Raw genomic sequence first — 15,994 nt, forward strand, 5'->3', positions numbered from 1 at the left:
ATTTTACTTTTTGTCTAGGTTTTGTTTCAGCAATTTAGCATGTTCCAAATGCGCTGTTAAACCTGCAATATTGTTAGAAGCCCAAGTTTTTACATCTTCGTCAACGGCATTTTTAGTTGCATCTTGAAGCTTTTTGATCGCTTTTTCGTGACCATCAATCATCATATCAGCGAATTTTTTATCAAAATCAATACCCGATTTCTCGTTTAATTTATTGTATTCTTCTTGTCCTTCCTCAGTTAGAGAAGTTGGAAGAGTAAAGTTTTTCGCTTTTGCTAAAGCACTTACTTCAGAAGCCGATTTAGTGTGCTCATCAACAAGCATTTTACCAAATTTTTTCACTTCAGGATTTGTACTTTTTGTTTGCGCCAGTTTACCGATTTCGATTTCTGCCAAATTAATTTCAGCTTGATCTACCAAAAATTCAGAATCATCTTCTTTACTGTCTATAGAATCAAATTTTGCTTCGTTTGCGTCTTCTGCAACTTCTTTTGGATCTTCTTGTTTGGTTTCGTTTTTACAAGATTGAAGGAATATAATAAGAAGTCCTGCTCCTAAAATGGCTTTTCCGGCTAATAATAACTTTTTCATGATTTTAATAGTTTAAATGTTATAATGTAAAATTATGGAGTACTTACAGGAATGTCTTACAGGATTTTGAGAGATTGTTATAGGATTAAGATGTAGTTATTAGCTATTTAATTTTGTTTAGTATTTTAAATAAGCATAAGTTTGTTATTTTAAGAAAAATATTACTTTTAAAATGAATATTCAATCAGAGTTTAGAAATGCATTGTTTGTAAGAATACTAATGGGTGTTGTTCTTTTTGTAACATCATTATTTTATGTTGTATATAATTTACTGATAATTTTCAATCCAAATCCATTATTGATTGTTACATGTTTGGTTCTTTTATTTACTATTTATTGTATTCCTGATTTGTTTGAAATATTTACATTGACGATTAAAGATGATGGAATTGAAATAAGAACGCTTATTACTGGTCGTAAAAAGTTTATTGCTTATGATAGTATTAAAAATATTAAGAGAGGAAAAGTTAGATTTCGAACTAAAACAGGAACCATATCAGATGGATATTATTATAGTACATTGATATTTAAAGATAATACAAGTATAATAATCTCTCCAGATCATTTTAAAAATTATCAGACTTTGATGAGTTATATTTATGAGAAATTTTAAGTTTAAGAAATCAATAATAGAGCCTAATCCCAATTCCAAAAAGAATTGGGATTTTTTTTTGACTACTAACATTTCACAAATCACATTTCACAAAAAAAACATTTTACATTTCCCCTTACACAATTCCCATCCTACAAATATGAAATATCGAGCCAAAATTCTATAACAGATTCGCTTAACATTTTCAGGAACTTTGACTTATCAGATTTTTAGAATTTAAACCCTTAAAATTTAAAGTCATGCCAGATCCAAGAATTAAGAATGAAGCGCAATATGAAGCACTGGTAAAAAAAGGATATAGCAAAGAAAAATCGGCTCGAATTGCCAATACACCAGACGCAGGTAAAAAAGGCGGAAAAGCAAAACCGTATGAAGAATGGACAAAAGAAGAACTTCTGAAACAAGCCAGTAAAGTAGGCATAAAAGGAAGATCTTATATGAACAAAAGAGGTTTAATTGAGTCTCTAAGAAATAATTAAAATAATAACTAAGTTTTAATGTGATAAAATTTTAAATACCATGAATGCTGCAGCTAGAAAAGAAATCTTAATGAATCAGCTGATTAAAGCTCCACATTTGGTCATCGAAAAACTGGATTTGGAATACATCAATGATCGTCAATTGACAATTGTACGCTGTCGCGAAGGTGAGAATTTCGTTTATAAAAAGAACGGAAGGCATCTTAAAAATAAAAATGAAATTAAACGCATTAATAGCTTAGTGCTTCCGCCAGCTTGGGAAAATGTTAGAATTACAGATGTAACAAACGGGCATTTGCAAGCAGTAGGAACCGATGTTAAAAATAGAAAACAATACCGTTATCATCCGAGATGGAATTTGATACGAAACCAAACCAAGTTTTACAAAATTGCTTCGTTTGGTGCCAAGCTTCCTTTAATTAGAAAGCAGGTCGATATTGATTTAGAAAAGAAAGAATGGTCAAAAGAGAAAGTAATTGCTTTGGTGATTCGGTTAATGGAAGAGACGCATATTCGGATTGGAAACGAGAAATATGCCAAAGACAATAAATCGTACGGACTTTCGACTTTAAGGAAACGCCATATTAATATCAATAAGAATTCGCTTCGATTTGAATTTATTGGAAAAAAGGGAGTACAGCATACCATTACGACTCGAAATAAACAATTGATCAAACTGGTAAGCCGTTGCGAAGAAATTCCAGGTTGGGAAGTTTTTAAATATTACGATAAAAATGGCGAAAAGAAAGTACTCGACAGCCATATGGTCAACGAGTATTTGCATACTATTTCGGGAGAAGATTTTAGTGCAAAAGATTTTAGAACTTGGGCAGCTTCGATTATTTTTTTTGAAAGTCTAATGGAGCTCGGAATTACAAATGACGAAAAAGAAAGCAAACAGAACATTATAACTGCTTTTGATTTAACTGCCGAAGCACTTGGAAATACAAGAAAAGTATGCAAAGATTATTACGTTCATCCGCTTTTAATTTCGACTTATGAAGACGGCTCGATTCAGAAATATTTTGATATAGCCAAGAAAAGCCGAAGCACAAAAAAGTATTTTACAAAATCAGAAATAGCATTTTCAGAATTGATTGAGAATTATCAGATCAATTTAGAATCGCCTTGTCAATAAAAGAGTTACTGCATCTCTTAAAAAGCTGAAAAGTTTGAATTACAAACAAAATCATTATTAACTAAAAAACTATTATTATGTTACGTTGGACAGTCACTTTTATTATTCTAGCCATAGTGGCGGGAATATTTGGATTCGGTGGAATTGCCGCTGGAGCCGCTAGTATAGCTAAAATTTTATTCTTTATATTTTTAGTTCTTTTCGTTATTTCTTTAATAAGCGGAAGATCAACAAGAGTATAGAAGAAGTATCAGTAAATACAAAAAAATCAAAACGGCACATCTTATTTCGAAGATGTGTCGTTTGTGGTTTGATTAAAAAAAAGCAAATAATGGGAACAAAAAGCGGTGCTTATCAGGATGTTTATATTAAAAGAGAAGACGAAATGGTAAGCCTTAAAAATGATGTGACAGATTTTTGTGAAAAGTATATAAAACCTGTTCATCCTAAAGATTGGGATTGGTCGGTGCGTGATTTTGAAAATCCTAAAAACGATCCGACAACTGCAGAAGCACGAGCTATTGCAAATGTGGTTTTTAAGGATTTGAATGATAAAAAACACACCGATGTTGATCTTTCTACAATGAATAATGTTCATGCAATAAAAGCCTACCTGGATCCGAAAAGCAAACATGAAGCTTTTAATATGGAAGAATTTGCTTTTGCATTAAAAGTTGAATTGGAGCACGGAAGGGTAAAAGATGTAAATGTTACCAATAACCATCCGTTTTTGACGGCTATGATTGCGCTTGCACACATGACTGAAAGTCTGACGTATTATAAAAGATTGAAAGTGATGGAAGCTGAGGGCGAGATTTATGAAATTGTTAGAAAATTAGAAGCATCGCCAGTTGGCAAGGAAAAATGGTATAAAGAATTAGGGAAAGCAGAACAGGAGCTTAACGAAGCCAAAGCCGGATTAGCCGAGCGTTTGGCACGTATGGACGATATTCCAGTATTGAAAATTATTGGAGATTAGTGTTGAATTTTAAACTCAAAAAAACCGTCTTGTTATTTAACGAGACGGTTTTTTATCCTTTAAAAAAAAATTAGAATTTGCGAGGATCATTTTCTGGATATCTCTCGTCATCCTTATCTTCCTGAACATCATCTTCGATATAATCAGTGTCATCATCCTCGCCTATGTCTTCTTCTATGTCTTCTTCTATGTACTCGTCTTCATCATCTTCATCATCATCTTCGTCAAGATCTTCCAAGACGTCTTCAGTTTCATTAAAATCATATTCTTCTTCGGTTAAATCTGAAGGATTGTCAAATTCGTCGTTTTCTTCGAAATCATCTTCCAATTCGACTTCATAAATATCATCGTTATTATCTTCTAAATCCCTGTCCTTATGAAAATCATCATTTAAATCATCCAAATCATCATCGGCAAAATCCTCCTGATCTGGATTAGGTCGGTTCGGATTGAAGCCATTTCTTACCGTATATCCTCGTTCTGCAATTTCACGATTATCGGTATCCGATTTTCTAATATCGTTTTTAAGATCTTCTGCCAGATTTCGGTCATCTGAAAAATGTTCTCTAAAATCTTTATTCGTGCCGTTGTTTTTATCTATAGTATTCATGATCGCTGTTTTTTATGATTATATATACAAAGCTAGCATGAAGCTGACGGAATATATTATAAAATTATAAAGTGTAATTCTATAATTAACAGATGTTTAGAATGGAATTTTAACTTGTAATCATATAACCCATCTGATTGTGCAGGCAGTAATTTTACCAGCATATTAATCATAAAAACTATTACCATGAAAACTACAGATAGTAAAAATGCAAAAGAAACTACGCCGAGAGGAGTTACCAAGCCGAAGTCGAATGCTGCTTCAGGATTAACAGAGTTATTTGAAGACGGATTAAAAGATATTTATTGGGCAGAAAAAGCACTTACAAAAGCTTTGCCTGTAATGGTAAAAAACGCTTCTTCTGTTGAATTGAAAGATGCGATTGACAATCATTTAACCGAAACCGAAGAACAGATTATTCGTTTGGAAGAAATTTTTAAAATTATTGGTAAAAAAGCAACAGCAAAAAAATGCGATGCAATGGAAGGTTTAATTGAAGAAGCCAAAGGAATGCTCGAGGAAACCGAACTTGGAGTAGTGCGAGATGCAGCAATTATTGCAGCAAGTCAGAAAATTGAGCATTATGAAATTGCTACTTATGGTACTTTAAGACAATTTGCAGAAACGCTAGGTCTGCCAGAAGCAGCAACTTTATTAGAACAAACGCTCGACGAAGAAAAAGGAGCCGATAAAACCCTTACAGAAGTCGCTGTAAACGCAGTAAATCTTGAAGCTGCTGAACTTGAATAGCAGATTAAGAAATGAAATAAAAGTGCAGTTCTAAATCTGCACTTTTTTAGTTAAATAAAAAATTCAGTATATGCCCGAAGGTCCGTCTATAGTAATCTTAAAAGAAGAAGTGCAGCAATTTGCCGGACAGAAAATAATTTCTGTATCTGGAAATGCCCATATTGATATTTCTCGCCTGAAGGATAAAACCGTTCTTGCTTTTAAAACTTGGGGAAAACATTTTTTAATCTGTTTTGATTCCTTTACAGTGAAAATTCACATGTTAATGTTCGGAACGTATCGAATTAATGAACGTAAAGATTCAAAACCTAGATTGAGTCTAGTTTTTGAGAATGGAGAGATCAATTTCTACACTTGCTCAGTTAAAATTTTAGAAGGCGATGTCAATTCACATTACGATTGGAGTGTCGATGTAATGAATGAAAATTGGAATCCGAAAAAGGCAAAAGCTAGTGTCGACAAAATGGAGAATAAAATGATTTGCGATGTAATTCTAGATCAGGATATTTTTTCTGGAGTGGGTAATATCATTAAAAATGAAGTTTTGTACCGCTGTTATGTACATCCAGAATCGATTGTAGAGAAAATTCCGCCTCACGTTATTAGTGAGCTTATTGCGGAATGTTCTACTTATAGTTTTGAATTTTTGTATTGGAAAAAGAAATTCGAACTGAAACAACATTGGGAAGCTTATACCAAAAGTATTTGTTTGCGATGTAATCTGCCGTTTCAAAGAAAACAGACGGGAGAGCGAAAACGCAGAAGTTTTTTCTGCACCAATTGTCAACAACTATACAAATGAAAAATCAAGTAATAATAGGATGTTCAAGCTTTTATAACAGTTTCTGGAAAAATATTTTTTATCCTCAAAACCTGCCTTCAAAGCAATGGTTTGAGTTTTATTGCCATCATTTTGATACTTACGAATTTAACGGCAGTTTTTATAAATTTCCGACAGTAAGAATTTTTCAAAATTGGTACAATAAAACGCCTGAATCTTTCAAGTTTTCAGTAAAAGTGCCCAAAGAAATTACCCATATCAAAAAACTGCAAGAATGTGAAACGCTATTGAATGACTTTTATGAAGTCTGTAAAGTAGGTATGAAAGAAAAACTTGCGGTAGTTTTATTTCAATTTCCTCCGAGTTATATTTTTAGTCGAGAAAAATTAGAAACTATAATCAATAGCCTAGATTATAATTTTAAAAATGTAGTCGAATTTCGTCATGAAAGCTGGTGGAATGACGAGGTGTGGAATGTTTTCAAAGAAAATAATATTACATTTTGCAGTGTGAGCCATCCCAATCTTCCTCAAACTATTTTTAAAGATTTTCCACTTTTCTATATGCGATTTCATGGAGTTCCAAAATTGTTTTATTCTAGTTATTCTACTGAAGAATTGACTAAAATAAACCGTGAAATTCATTCCAAAAAAGGTTTTATTTATTTTAATAACACAGCAAGCGAAGCAGGAATTTTGAATGCCTTGGAGTTGAAAAGAATGAATAGTTAGAGACTTTCTTGCTTTTTTTAACCGCAAAGTGCGCAAAGTTTTTTTTATTTTGAAGACTTAATGCAAACGTAAAAAAGTTCGCAAAGCTGTTCTTGTTATAGGTAGATTTAAACAGATTCAAAATCAATTTAATCTTTTATCCCGATAACTATCGGGAGTGGCAAAAAAAATTAACCGCAAAGTACGCAAAGGTTTATGCAAAGCACACAAAAGAAAAAATCTTAGCGAACTTAGCGTAAACCTTTGCGCTCTTTGCGGTTAAAAAACTTCTACAGTTTAAAAAAAAAGCTACAATTTCAAGCTTCCTTCAATTCCGTCATCCATTGTTTTTCCTGTTACAAAAGCAGCGGTCATTTTTGCAATTGCAACCATTTTTCCATTTTTGTTGTTCCAATAATATCCATCTTCGGGAACTACTTTAATCACACTCAAATTTGGATCATCGACACCGCCAGGCATCCAGATTTTCACAATAGGATTCCATAATTTTTCGATAGTTTCCCTGTCGTATGAAATACTTGCGGTTCCGTGAAGTGTTAGAAATTTATCATGCGGTTCAGAAAAGAAGATTTCAACCATTGGGTTTAATGTAATTTCTGCATTCTGACTGCTGTTTCGGTCAGATAAAAACCATAAGTTTCCCAAATCGTCAATTTTCTGAACAGACATTGGTCGTGACTGTAATCTATATTCATTGTATGTACAAAACATACACGTTTTAATATGCTCAGCAAGATCTTTTATCTTATCAACAGCAAATTCATCTGTAAGGTCTTTATGATCGCCCATAATGTTATTTTTTTTAAGTTTTTTTTATATTTAATTATTTGACTGACAGTAAGATATTGTCTGAAAAATGTAGAAGGTAAAGTTGGTGCTTTTTGTACTTTTTTAGTTTATATAATTAAACTTATAAATTATGAGATTTCTATTTGTTTTGTAACAAACTCGGGAGGTTCTGCCCTTTGTTACATAAAATTGCACTATATTTGGAAAAATAAACTTCTAAGCCAAAAATACCATGACAGATTTTACCATATTCTATACCGATGATGACGAAGATGATTTGTGTATTTTTGCTGATGCTGTAGAATCTATACCTCACAATATCAATTTGCAAACTTATTCAGGAAGTCAAAATTTTCTGAATGCTCTTTCAGATTCATCTGTTGTTCCGTCTGTTATTTTCTTGGATTTAAATATGCCAGGAAAAAATGGTTTTGATGTTTTGGAAGAACTTAGAAAATCTGATGATAAAAAAGACATTCCTGTTGTGATTTATTCAACATCGAGTGAACCTGGGAATATTGAGAGATGTCTTAATCTTGGAGCTAACTGCTTTATTACCAAACCAGTTTTAATGAGCGATATTATAAAGGCAATAGAACACGCTATGAAGATTGACTGGGATAAATTTATTCCGAACAAATCTAATTTTGTATTTAAATATTAATTTCTGATAAATCGGGAATATAAATATTAAAAACCGAGCCTTTACCTTTTTCACTCGAAACTGTAATTACCCCTTTGTGGTTTTCTACGATTTTTTTCACTATTGCAAGACCGATTCCTGTTCCTTTGTATTCGCTTTCGGTGTTTAGGCGTTGGAAAACTTCAAAGATTTTTTCTTTATAAATCAATTCAAATCCAATTCCGTTATCCGAAACTTGGAGATGATGGTACATTTTGTCTTTAAATTCAGCATTTGGAATCGATTTTCCATCAACTTTTGTAACCGTTATTTTTACTTTTGGAGGAACACCCGGACGCGAGAATTTTAAGGCGTTTTCTACTAGATTATGAAGCAGCTGTCTAAACTGAAATTGTATAAGAGTAGCTTCTCCTAAATCATGATATTCAACTACAGCATTTTTTTCTTCAATTCGATCCGAAAAATCACTGATTACTTCGTCGGCGATTTCGTCTATATTAGCCTTTGTAAAAACACGATCGGCAGAATTGGCACGAGAATAGGTTAGTAAATCCTGTATTAGATTTTGCATTTTCTTTGCCGAAAACTCAATTCTTGCTAAATAGGTTTTGGCATTCGCCGAAATATTCTGCTCATCTAAGTCAGATAATCGGCTTGCAAAAGTCTGTATTTTTCGCAATGGTTCTTGAAGGTCATGACTAGAAATATAAGCAAATGATTGCAATTCAATATTCATATTGACAAGGTCTCTATTGGTAAGTTCCAGCTGTGTGGTGCGTTCAATAATCTGTTCTTCCAGTTTATTGGTAAAATTCTTTTGTTCTTCTATATCGGTGCTGGTTCCAACCCACATTTGCACCTTTCCAGATTCGTCCAATTGTGCAATAGCACGGCTCAGCTGCCATCTGTATTCTCCATCATATCGTCTAAAACGATGTACAAAAAGAAATTCGTGACCGCTTTTAACAGATTCCATCCAAAGCTTTACATTTTCTTCTCTATCATCTGGATGCACGACTTGAAGCCAGCCATTTTTGTCAATTTCTTCCTTCGTAAATCCAGAATAGGTGAAGAAAGTTTCATTAAAATAATTCAGATTGCCTAAAGTATCACTTGTCCAGATTGATTGCGGAATAGAGTCGGCAAGGAGCCTGAATTTTTTCTCGCTTTTTGCTAAAACTTGCTGACCTTCTTTTTCGGTTGTAACATCCATAACAGTTCCAACCATTTTTGACGGCTCATTATTTTCATCAAAAAAAATTTTGCCATGCACTTTAATCCAAGCTATAGAATTGTCTACCTTAAAAACTCGGGCTTCATATTTGTAAATGCTCGTTTGTAAAGCCTTTTCAAATGCATCTGCAACAATATATTCATCTTCAGGAATAACACGGCTTCGAATGTCTTGATGTACTATTTTTTTATTTTTGTCAAATCCGAAAATGTCAAGGATATTATCGCTGTAGATTAATTTTTTGTTCTTTAAATTCAAATCCCACATTGCAATTTCGCCAATTTCGGCAGCTTGTCTCGCTCTTTCTTCGGCAGTTTCAATTTTTTTACGGGCTTTGACTTTAGCAGTTACATCATAAACGGTACACATAATACCAGAGGCGGTTCCATTCTTTTCATAAAGTGTTGTATATTCATAATCAAGGTAGAATTTTTTTAGTTTTCCGCTGATATCAACATAAGCAACGCCTTCATTTTCTTGGATTGTTTTTCCATTAATCAGAACTTCAAGCAGTAATTCTGGATATTTTTGATTTTTGAGCTCAGGAAATACTTCTATTAGCGGTATGCCAATACAGTCTTTTTCTTCTTTTTGCCAGATATTATGCATCATGGCTTTATTGGCCATTTCGATTATAAAATCTTTTCCTCTAAATATCGCCATAGCAATAGGAGAGTCCATTACAATTTCTCTAAACGCTTTTTCGCTTTCAGTCAAAAGATGTCTTGCTTTTACTTCTTCAGTTACTTCATAAGACACAACGGTGACACCTTCGATAACGCCGTTTTCATCTTTTAACGGATAAAAAACGAGATTAAAGTAACCCAATTCCTCTTTGTTATAACGATTTAAAGTGACAGGAAGTTCATCAGTAAAATAGGCGGTTCCAGTTTCGAAAACATTTTTCAGCAACGGGAAAACCTTTTCTTTTGCCTCTGGAACCGAATCAAAAATAGGTTTGTCAAGAATGTCTTTTTCCTCTTTGTCAATAATATGAAGATAGGTTGAGTTGACCATCTCCGCAATAAGTTCTGGACCTTTTAGGATACAGATTCCCAATGGCAGCTGTTTTACTGTATTTCGAAATCGCTTTTCACTTTCTTCTAGTTTTTTTCGAGTCACTACTTGCTCTGTTGTTTCATTACAGATAACCAAAACACCAGTCGTTTTTCCATTTTCATCATTTACCGGACTGTAGCTGAAAGTCCAGTAAACATCTTCCATCTTACCATTTCTATAAATAGGCAATAATTGATCTTCATGCCAGGTTGCTTCTCCTTTCGTGAGCACTTGATCTATCAACGGTTCAATAAAGTCCCAGATTTCTGGCCAGTAATCAGCGCCTTTTTCACCAAGAATCGATGGATGTTTACCATTATTACCCAAACTCGGGCGATAAGCATCATTATAAAAACAAATATGGTCTGGTCCCCAAAACAAAAACATGGGAAATTTGGAGTTTAAAAGAATTCCTAAAGTAGTGCGAAGACTTTGAGGCCAAGATTCTACTGGACCTACTGCCGTTTTGCTCCAATCTTTGGCACGGGTAAGTTCACCCATTTCTCCTCCGTTGGCCAGAAAATCATAGTTTTTACTCATTAATATTTTGCTTTTTATTTAATTTCTAATGGGCTTATTTTCAGACTTTATTGCATGTTCCGAATTAAGCTCTGTTAAAATTAATAAAAAATAAAATCTCTTTTAAAGCCCTTTTTTGAATGAGGTAAGATTAAAATCAATTGAGTTAATTTTATCTCCTATGTATACGGAAATTTGATAAACAGATAAACTGAAAAGATATGAAACGAGAAGATTCAAAACATGAAACCGACAATATAAAAAGATATCAAGAAGAAGGTTATACTGCTAATTACATATTCGAAAATGATCGTTTAGTAGACTCAGAAACTAAAGAGGTTTATAATCCTGAAGATGTATTTATTGTAGCGCATCATCGATATGAAGGAATGAGCGATCCAGATGATATGTCAATTTTATATGTTATCGAAACAAAAGATAAAAGAAAAGGAACTCATTTATTAGGATACGGACCTATGGCCGATTTGGAAGAAGCAGAATTTTTTAAAGACATTCCGAAAGCCAATTATGCTAAAAATGCAGACATAAACGAATTGACTTAAAAGAATAAAAATAGATTGGTATTTTTATTTTGCTGATGAGCAGTTGTTTCAAATTTATTTGAGGCAGCTGCTTTTTTTTTTAAGCTTCTAAGGGACTGAGGTTCTAAGGTGCTAAGCTTTTTTTCTTACTGTTTTTGAAAAGTGAGAAAGGTATAAGCTTAGTTTTTTAGTTTGAATTTATTTTTTTAAGCTTCTAAGGGACTGAGGTTCTAAGATGCTAAGTTTTTTTTTCTTACTGTTTTTGAAAAGTGAGAAAGGTATAAGCTTAGTTTTTTAGTTTGAATTTATTTTTTTAAGCTTCTAAGGGACTGAGGTTCTAAGATGCTAAGTTTTTTTTTCTTACTGTTTTTGAAAAGTGAGAAAGGTATAAGCTTAGTTTTTTAGTTTGAATTTATTTTTTTAAGCTTCTAAGGGACTGAGGTTCTAAGATGCTAAGTTTTTTTTTCTTACTGTTTTTGAAAAGTGAGAAAGGTAGAATCTTAGTTCTTTAGTTTGAATTTACTTTTTTAAGCTTCTAAGGGACTGAGGTTCTAAGATGCTAAGGCTTTTTTTTAGTATTTCTTTTGTGCAGCAAAGAAACTTAGAACCTTAGCATCTTAGAACCTCAGAACCTTTAAATAAGAATTATGAAATATCTTCTAAAAATTGTATAAAGAGTTGAAGGTTAATATAAACGAAATTTGGATTATAGAAATGAAGTAAAAACCAATAGTTAGTTTTTATGCGTAAATAATTACTAACCACTTTATTAAAACCAAAACCATATAATGAAAAAACTTTACATAAATACTGGAAGCTTTGATGCTGTTTTTAATAATCTAAAAGAGAGTTTTGGCGGAAACTTATGTGTTACTGCCAATGAATACAAATTGACAATTAAATCAAAATGGGCAACAGGAAGCATTTCTGGAGTACGTTTTGAAAAAGAAATGACGTATCTCAACTTTGATTTGGCTTTTAATCAAGACGTTAATTTAAGTATCGAATCTAATCCGTTTGCGCCTGTATTTTTTGTTTATTGCGAAAATGGAAATGTCTTGCACAGTTTTGGTGCAAATGGAGCTGTTAAACGCTTAAAAAAGCAGCAATCTGGTATTATGAGTAATTCTTCTTCAATTAATAGCGTATTGTATTTTGAAAGCCATAAACAGATTCAGTTTTCATTGATTGGAATGCCAACTAATAGAGAATCAAAAGAAGCCGATGTTGATTTTATTGCTCAAGTTAGAAAGAGATTTACGTGCGAATGTGGAAATTATATTTATATCGGAGCTGAGAATTTAAAAATAGGAGAGAAGTTTCAGGAACTTAAAGCAATTCCAAAACAAGGAACTGTTCGTTATCTGCTGATGAAAAGCATCTTGCGAGATATTTTAGAGTTGGAGGTAGCGCAGCATAGTTACAATTATTTAACTCCGTTTGTTCCGATTTTGAATTTCGCTATTAAACAGCTAAGCGAAATCAGAAAACTTTCAGAAATAAATTTGGGATCAGTTATGTCGCCAGTACTATTCTTTAAAAGAAGCTTGCAATCGCGAACTTTAAAAGAAAAGTTGCATTTAGAATTAAAACCATATAATCAAAAATTAGCTAGCTAGTAAGCAATATTATATTCTTCAATTTCTGAAAAAACAGCTTCATCCGAGCTGTTTTTTTATGCTTATTCTTTTTCATAATAAATGATAAAATAAACCATGATGAGATTTAAAACGAAAGAAATACTATTGGTCAGAATAATTGGAAGGTCTTTTTTAAGAATTCCGTAGACAATCCAGACCGCAATTCCAAAGGTTAAAATGCTGAACATTTGTAGCGAAATTTCTTTTACTTTCTTGGTTTTCCAGACCTTTATAATTTGCGGAATCGTAGATAGTGTAATACACGCTCCAGCAAAAAGTCCGATGATATCTATATAATTCATTTTTCTTTTTTTAAGGTTTTAAGCTCCGGAGATGCTAAGTTATTCGTTGGTTTTGTTATTAGACTCATTACATAGATTACAAAAGAAAAACTTAGAACCTTAGCATCTCAGAACCTCAAAACCTTTTCTACCCCACCAATTCACCGCCATTGATATGAATAAACTGTCCAGTAATATAACTGCTGTCTTCGCAGGCCAGAAATACATACGCAGGAGCTACTTCAGATGGCTGTCCGGCTCTTTCCATCGGATTATCTTTTCCGAAATCAGATAATTTATCAAAACTGGCTACTATCAAAGGAGTCCAGATTGGTCCTGGAGCAACGCCATTTACACGTATTTTCTTTTTTGCCAACATAGTCGAAAGTGATCGCGTAAAACTAACAATTGCACCCTTTGTACTGGCATAATCTGCTAAATGCTCGCTTCCGCGAAAAGCCGTCACAGAAGTTGTATTGATAATTGAATCGCCTTCTTTTAAGAAAGCAAGTGCTGCTTTGGTGATATAAAAGAAAGGATAAATATTGGTTTCAAAAGTTTTATGGAGCTGTGTTGAAGTTATATTTTCAATTTCAGTTTGCGGAAACTGAGTTGCAGCATTATTCACAATAATATTGAGGCTTTTAAAAGTGCTATGACACTTTTTAATGGCATTTTGGCAAAATTTCTCATCTTTCAAGTCACCGCTAATCAATAGACATTGTTGACCTTCTTTTTCGATCATTGCTTTGGTTTCTTTGGCATCTTTATCTTCTTTTAAGTAGACAATCGCTATATTGGCACCTTCACGGGCAAAATGTACCGCGACACTTCGTCCTATTCCGCTGTCTCCTCCAGTAATAAAAGCTGTTTTTCCAAATAACTTGCCGCTTCCAACATAGTTTTCTCTAATAATTTCAGGCTCGGGATTCATCATGTGTTCATTGCCGGGAAGATTTTGTTTTTGCTCGGGAAATGTTTGTTTCTTTTTCATGATTTCTCTTTTTAAGCTTTTTTAATGCAATTAAAATTAGATGATAGCTATAGTTTTACTTGCCTTAAAAGACATTTTGTTTGCCTCAATAAAATCAAAAAGAGGTGTGTTGTATGAAAATACATCAATTAGTAAGAAAAGTTGAAATAACAAGAAATTTCTAATAAGTTAGCAATCATACAGTATGATTAAAATGATGGCAAAAGATGGGAATTTTGTAACTATTTCCGATTTAGATAAAAAACCTGCTCGCTATTTTTTTTATACATTTGAGAATTTCCACATAATTTTTAAGAGTTGCTTCGGCAATTCTTTAAAAAAATAAGAAAATTTTTAAATTTCACTTTAAATTCAAGAGTTTTGATTTACAACAGATTTAGCTCCCACACGGCATGGTATTAATTGTAGACGATATAAGGGCGAATATTATTGCCTTAAAGAAAACATTAGAGCTGCATAATATCGATGTCGATAGTGCCGAATCTGGAGAAGAAGCTTTAAAGAAAATCCTAAAAACAGATTATTGTCTGATTATTATGGATGTTCAAATGCCAGGACTTGATGGCTTTGAAGTGGTAAAAATCCTTTCAGGAAACCAACGCACAAAAGATATTCCCGTAATTTTTCTTTCGGCACTTAATACCGAGAAAAAATACATTTTTAAAGGATATGAAACAGGTGCTGTTGAATATATTACCAAACCAGTAGACAGCGATTTGCTGATTCTTAAAGTAAAGACTTTCATTAAGATTTACGAGCAGCAAAACGAACTTCGAGCGATGAAAGATCTGCTTTCTAAAGAAATCAAAATTAGAAAAGAAGCTCAGGACAATCTTGAAATAAAAATTGCGGAGAGAACGCGGGAATTGGTTCAGAAAAACGAAGAACTGGAACTCCGAAATCATGAATTGCAGCAGTTTTCCTGGGTAGTATCGCATGATTTGAATGAACCTATTCGTAAGATTCAGATATTCATTAAAATTATAAAAGATCTGTATTTAAAGGCAGACGACAAAGCGATTGATTATGTAGATCGAACAATAAAATCGGCAGAAAGAATGCAGACTTTGATTACCGATCTTTTGGCTTATTCTAGACTTTCGGCACAAGTTAAACCTGAAAAAACAGATTTAAACGTGGTTTTACAGGAAGTGTTGGGTGATTTTGATTATCTCATAGAACGCAAAAATGCCACAATAAAAACCAACGAACTGCCAACAATTGACAGTATTCCGAGCCAGATGCGTCAGGTTTTTCAAAATCTCATTGGAAATGCTTTGAAGTTTTCTGGAAATGACGAAAAAGCGGTAATTGAAATTACTTCGGAAACTATTTTAGAAAAAGCAATCGAAAGTCCGACTTCGCCAGAAGGAAAATTTTGCAGAATTACAGTAAAAGATAACGGAATTGGTTTTGATGAGATTTATCTTGATCGTATTTTTATTATCTTTCAAAGCTTAAATGATCGTCAATCTTACGAAGGAACGGGAATTGGACTGGCAATTGCTAAAAAAATCATAGAAAAACATAACGGATTAATTACGGCTAAAAGTAAAGTGGGAGAAGGTGCAAGCTTTATCATTGTTCTTCCTTTAAAATACGAATAAAAATAATTTAGAAA

General features: G+C 33.0%; 18 protein-coding genes. 12 read left to right on the forward strand and 6 right to left on the reverse strand.

Going from position 1 to position 15,994, the window contains the following annotated elements; translation table 11 throughout:
* Positions 1 to 3: 3 nt before the first annotated feature.
* Positions 4 to 591: a DUF4142 domain-containing protein gene (locus OZP10_RS18870; RefSeq protein WP_281632242.1), complete on the reverse strand. Its 588-nt coding sequence runs from the start codon at positions 589 to 591 to the stop codon at positions 4 to 6.
* A 172-nt stretch (positions 592 to 763) separates the two neighbouring features.
* Here OZP10_RS18870 and OZP10_RS18875 point away from each other — a divergent pair, with 172 nt between their 5' ends.
* From OZP10_RS18875 to OZP10_RS18895, 5 genes are all read left to right on the forward strand, one after another.
* Positions 764 to 1,204, forward strand: a complete 441-nt coding sequence (locus OZP10_RS18875; RefSeq protein ID WP_281632243.1) for a hypothetical protein — start codon at positions 764 to 766, stop codon at positions 1,202 to 1,204.
* 239 nt (positions 1,205 to 1,443) lie between these two features.
* The gene (locus tag OZP10_RS18880; RefSeq protein ID WP_281632244.1) at positions 1,444 to 1,683 is read left to right on the forward strand and encodes a DUF7218 family protein; all 240 of its coding nucleotides are present in this window, start codon (positions 1,444 to 1,446) and stop codon (positions 1,681 to 1,683) included.
* A gap of 40 nt (positions 1,684 to 1,723) precedes the next feature.
* Positions 1,724 to 2,821 carry a DNA topoisomerase IB gene (locus tag OZP10_RS18885; RefSeq protein WP_281632245.1) on the forward strand — a complete coding sequence of 366 codons (1,098 nt, stop codon included), beginning with the start codon at positions 1,724 to 1,726 and terminating at the stop codon, positions 2,819 to 2,821.
* A gap of 77 nt (positions 2,822 to 2,898) precedes the next feature.
* Positions 2,899 to 3,063, forward strand: a complete 165-nt coding sequence (locus OZP10_RS18890) for a DUF1328 domain-containing protein (RefSeq protein WP_008463190.1) — start codon at positions 2,899 to 2,901, stop codon at positions 3,061 to 3,063.
* A gap of 89 nt (positions 3,064 to 3,152) precedes the next feature.
* A complete protein-coding gene (locus OZP10_RS18895; protein WP_281632246.1) occupies positions 3,153 to 3,800 on the forward strand; it encodes a DUF5661 family protein in 648 nt (215 codons plus the stop codon).
* 70 nt (positions 3,801 to 3,870) lie between these two features.
* Here the strand turns inward: OZP10_RS18895 and OZP10_RS18900 are convergent, their stop codons facing one another.
* Positions 3,871 to 4,410, reverse strand: a complete 540-nt coding sequence (locus OZP10_RS18900) for a hypothetical protein (RefSeq protein WP_281632247.1) — start codon at positions 4,408 to 4,410, stop codon at positions 3,871 to 3,873.
* A gap of 186 nt (positions 4,411 to 4,596) precedes the next feature.
* Between OZP10_RS18900 and OZP10_RS18905 the strand changes: the two genes are divergently transcribed.
* The 3 genes from OZP10_RS18905 to OZP10_RS18915 all read left to right on the forward strand — a co-directional run bounded on the left by OZP10_RS18905 (position 4,597) and on the right by OZP10_RS18915 (position 6,672).
* The gene (locus OZP10_RS18905) at positions 4,597 to 5,160 is read left to right on the forward strand and encodes a YciE/YciF ferroxidase family protein (RefSeq protein ID WP_281632248.1); all 564 of its coding nucleotides are present in this window, start codon (positions 4,597 to 4,599) and stop codon (positions 5,158 to 5,160) included.
* A gap of 70 nt (positions 5,161 to 5,230) precedes the next feature.
* On the forward strand, positions 5,231 to 5,962 hold the full coding sequence (locus tag OZP10_RS18910) for a DNA-formamidopyrimidine glycosylase family protein (protein ID WP_281632249.1): 732 nt from the start codon (positions 5,231 to 5,233) through the stop codon (positions 5,960 to 5,962).
* The gene (locus tag OZP10_RS18915; protein WP_281632250.1) at positions 5,959 to 6,672 is read left to right on the forward strand and encodes a DUF72 domain-containing protein; all 714 of its coding nucleotides are present in this window, start codon (positions 5,959 to 5,961) and stop codon (positions 6,670 to 6,672) included. Before OZP10_RS18910 ends, OZP10_RS18915 begins: the two co-directional genes overlap by 4 nt.
* Before the next feature lie 288 nt (positions 6,673 to 6,960).
* On the opposite strand, the gene OZP10_RS18920 is transcribed toward OZP10_RS18915, so the two are convergent.
* Entirely contained in the window at positions 6,961 to 7,461 is a 501-nt protein-coding gene (locus OZP10_RS18920) for a pyridoxamine 5'-phosphate oxidase family protein (protein WP_281632251.1), read from the reverse strand.
* Between the two features lie 232 nt (positions 7,462 to 7,693).
* Between OZP10_RS18920 and OZP10_RS18925 the strand changes: the two genes are divergently transcribed.
* Positions 7,694 to 8,125 (forward strand): response regulator, encoded by a 432-nt coding sequence (locus OZP10_RS18925; protein WP_281632252.1) that lies wholly within the window; start codon positions 7,694 to 7,696, stop codon positions 8,123 to 8,125.
* On the opposite strand, the gene OZP10_RS18930 is transcribed toward OZP10_RS18925, so the two are convergent.
* On the reverse strand, positions 8,115 to 10,937 hold the full coding sequence (locus OZP10_RS18930; protein ID WP_281632253.1) for a PAS domain-containing sensor histidine kinase: 2,823 nt from the start codon (positions 10,935 to 10,937) through the stop codon (positions 8,115 to 8,117). The two genes, OZP10_RS18925 and OZP10_RS18930, sit on opposite strands and share 11 nt — an antisense overlap.
* Positions 10,938 to 11,137: 200 nt before the next feature.
* Here OZP10_RS18930 and OZP10_RS18935 point away from each other — a divergent pair, with 200 nt between their 5' ends.
* Positions 11,138 to 11,479, forward strand: a complete 342-nt coding sequence (locus OZP10_RS18935; protein WP_177209914.1) for a hypothetical protein — start codon at positions 11,138 to 11,140, stop codon at positions 11,477 to 11,479.
* 767 nt (positions 11,480 to 12,246) lie between these two features.
* A complete protein-coding gene (locus tag OZP10_RS18940; protein ID WP_281632254.1) occupies positions 12,247 to 13,077 on the forward strand; it encodes a hypothetical protein in 831 nt (276 codons plus the stop codon).
* A 62-nt stretch (positions 13,078 to 13,139) separates the two neighbouring features.
* On the opposite strand, the gene OZP10_RS18945 is transcribed toward OZP10_RS18940, so the two are convergent.
* Together OZP10_RS18945 and OZP10_RS18950 are read right to left on the reverse strand one after the other, a co-directional pair.
* Positions 13,140 to 13,400, reverse strand: a complete 261-nt coding sequence (locus tag OZP10_RS18945; protein WP_281632255.1) for a SemiSWEET family sugar transporter — start codon at positions 13,398 to 13,400, stop codon at positions 13,140 to 13,142.
* A 127-nt stretch (positions 13,401 to 13,527) separates the two neighbouring features.
* Complete coding sequence (locus OZP10_RS18950) at positions 13,528 to 14,373, reverse strand: SDR family oxidoreductase (protein WP_281632256.1); 846 nt, start codon at positions 14,371 to 14,373, stop codon at positions 13,528 to 13,530.
* 392 nt (positions 14,374 to 14,765) lie between these two features.
* On the opposite strand from OZP10_RS18950, the gene OZP10_RS18955 reads away from it, so the two are divergent.
* Complete coding sequence (locus OZP10_RS18955; protein WP_281632257.1) at positions 14,766 to 15,980, forward strand: hybrid sensor histidine kinase/response regulator; 1,215 nt, start codon at positions 14,766 to 14,768, stop codon at positions 15,978 to 15,980.
* The last annotated feature ends 14 nt before the right edge of the window (positions 15,981 to 15,994 follow it).

The organism is Flavobacterium luteolum (assembly GCF_027111275.1).
GTDB lineage: Bacteria > Bacteroidota > Bacteroidia > Flavobacteriales > Flavobacteriaceae > Flavobacterium > Flavobacterium luteolum.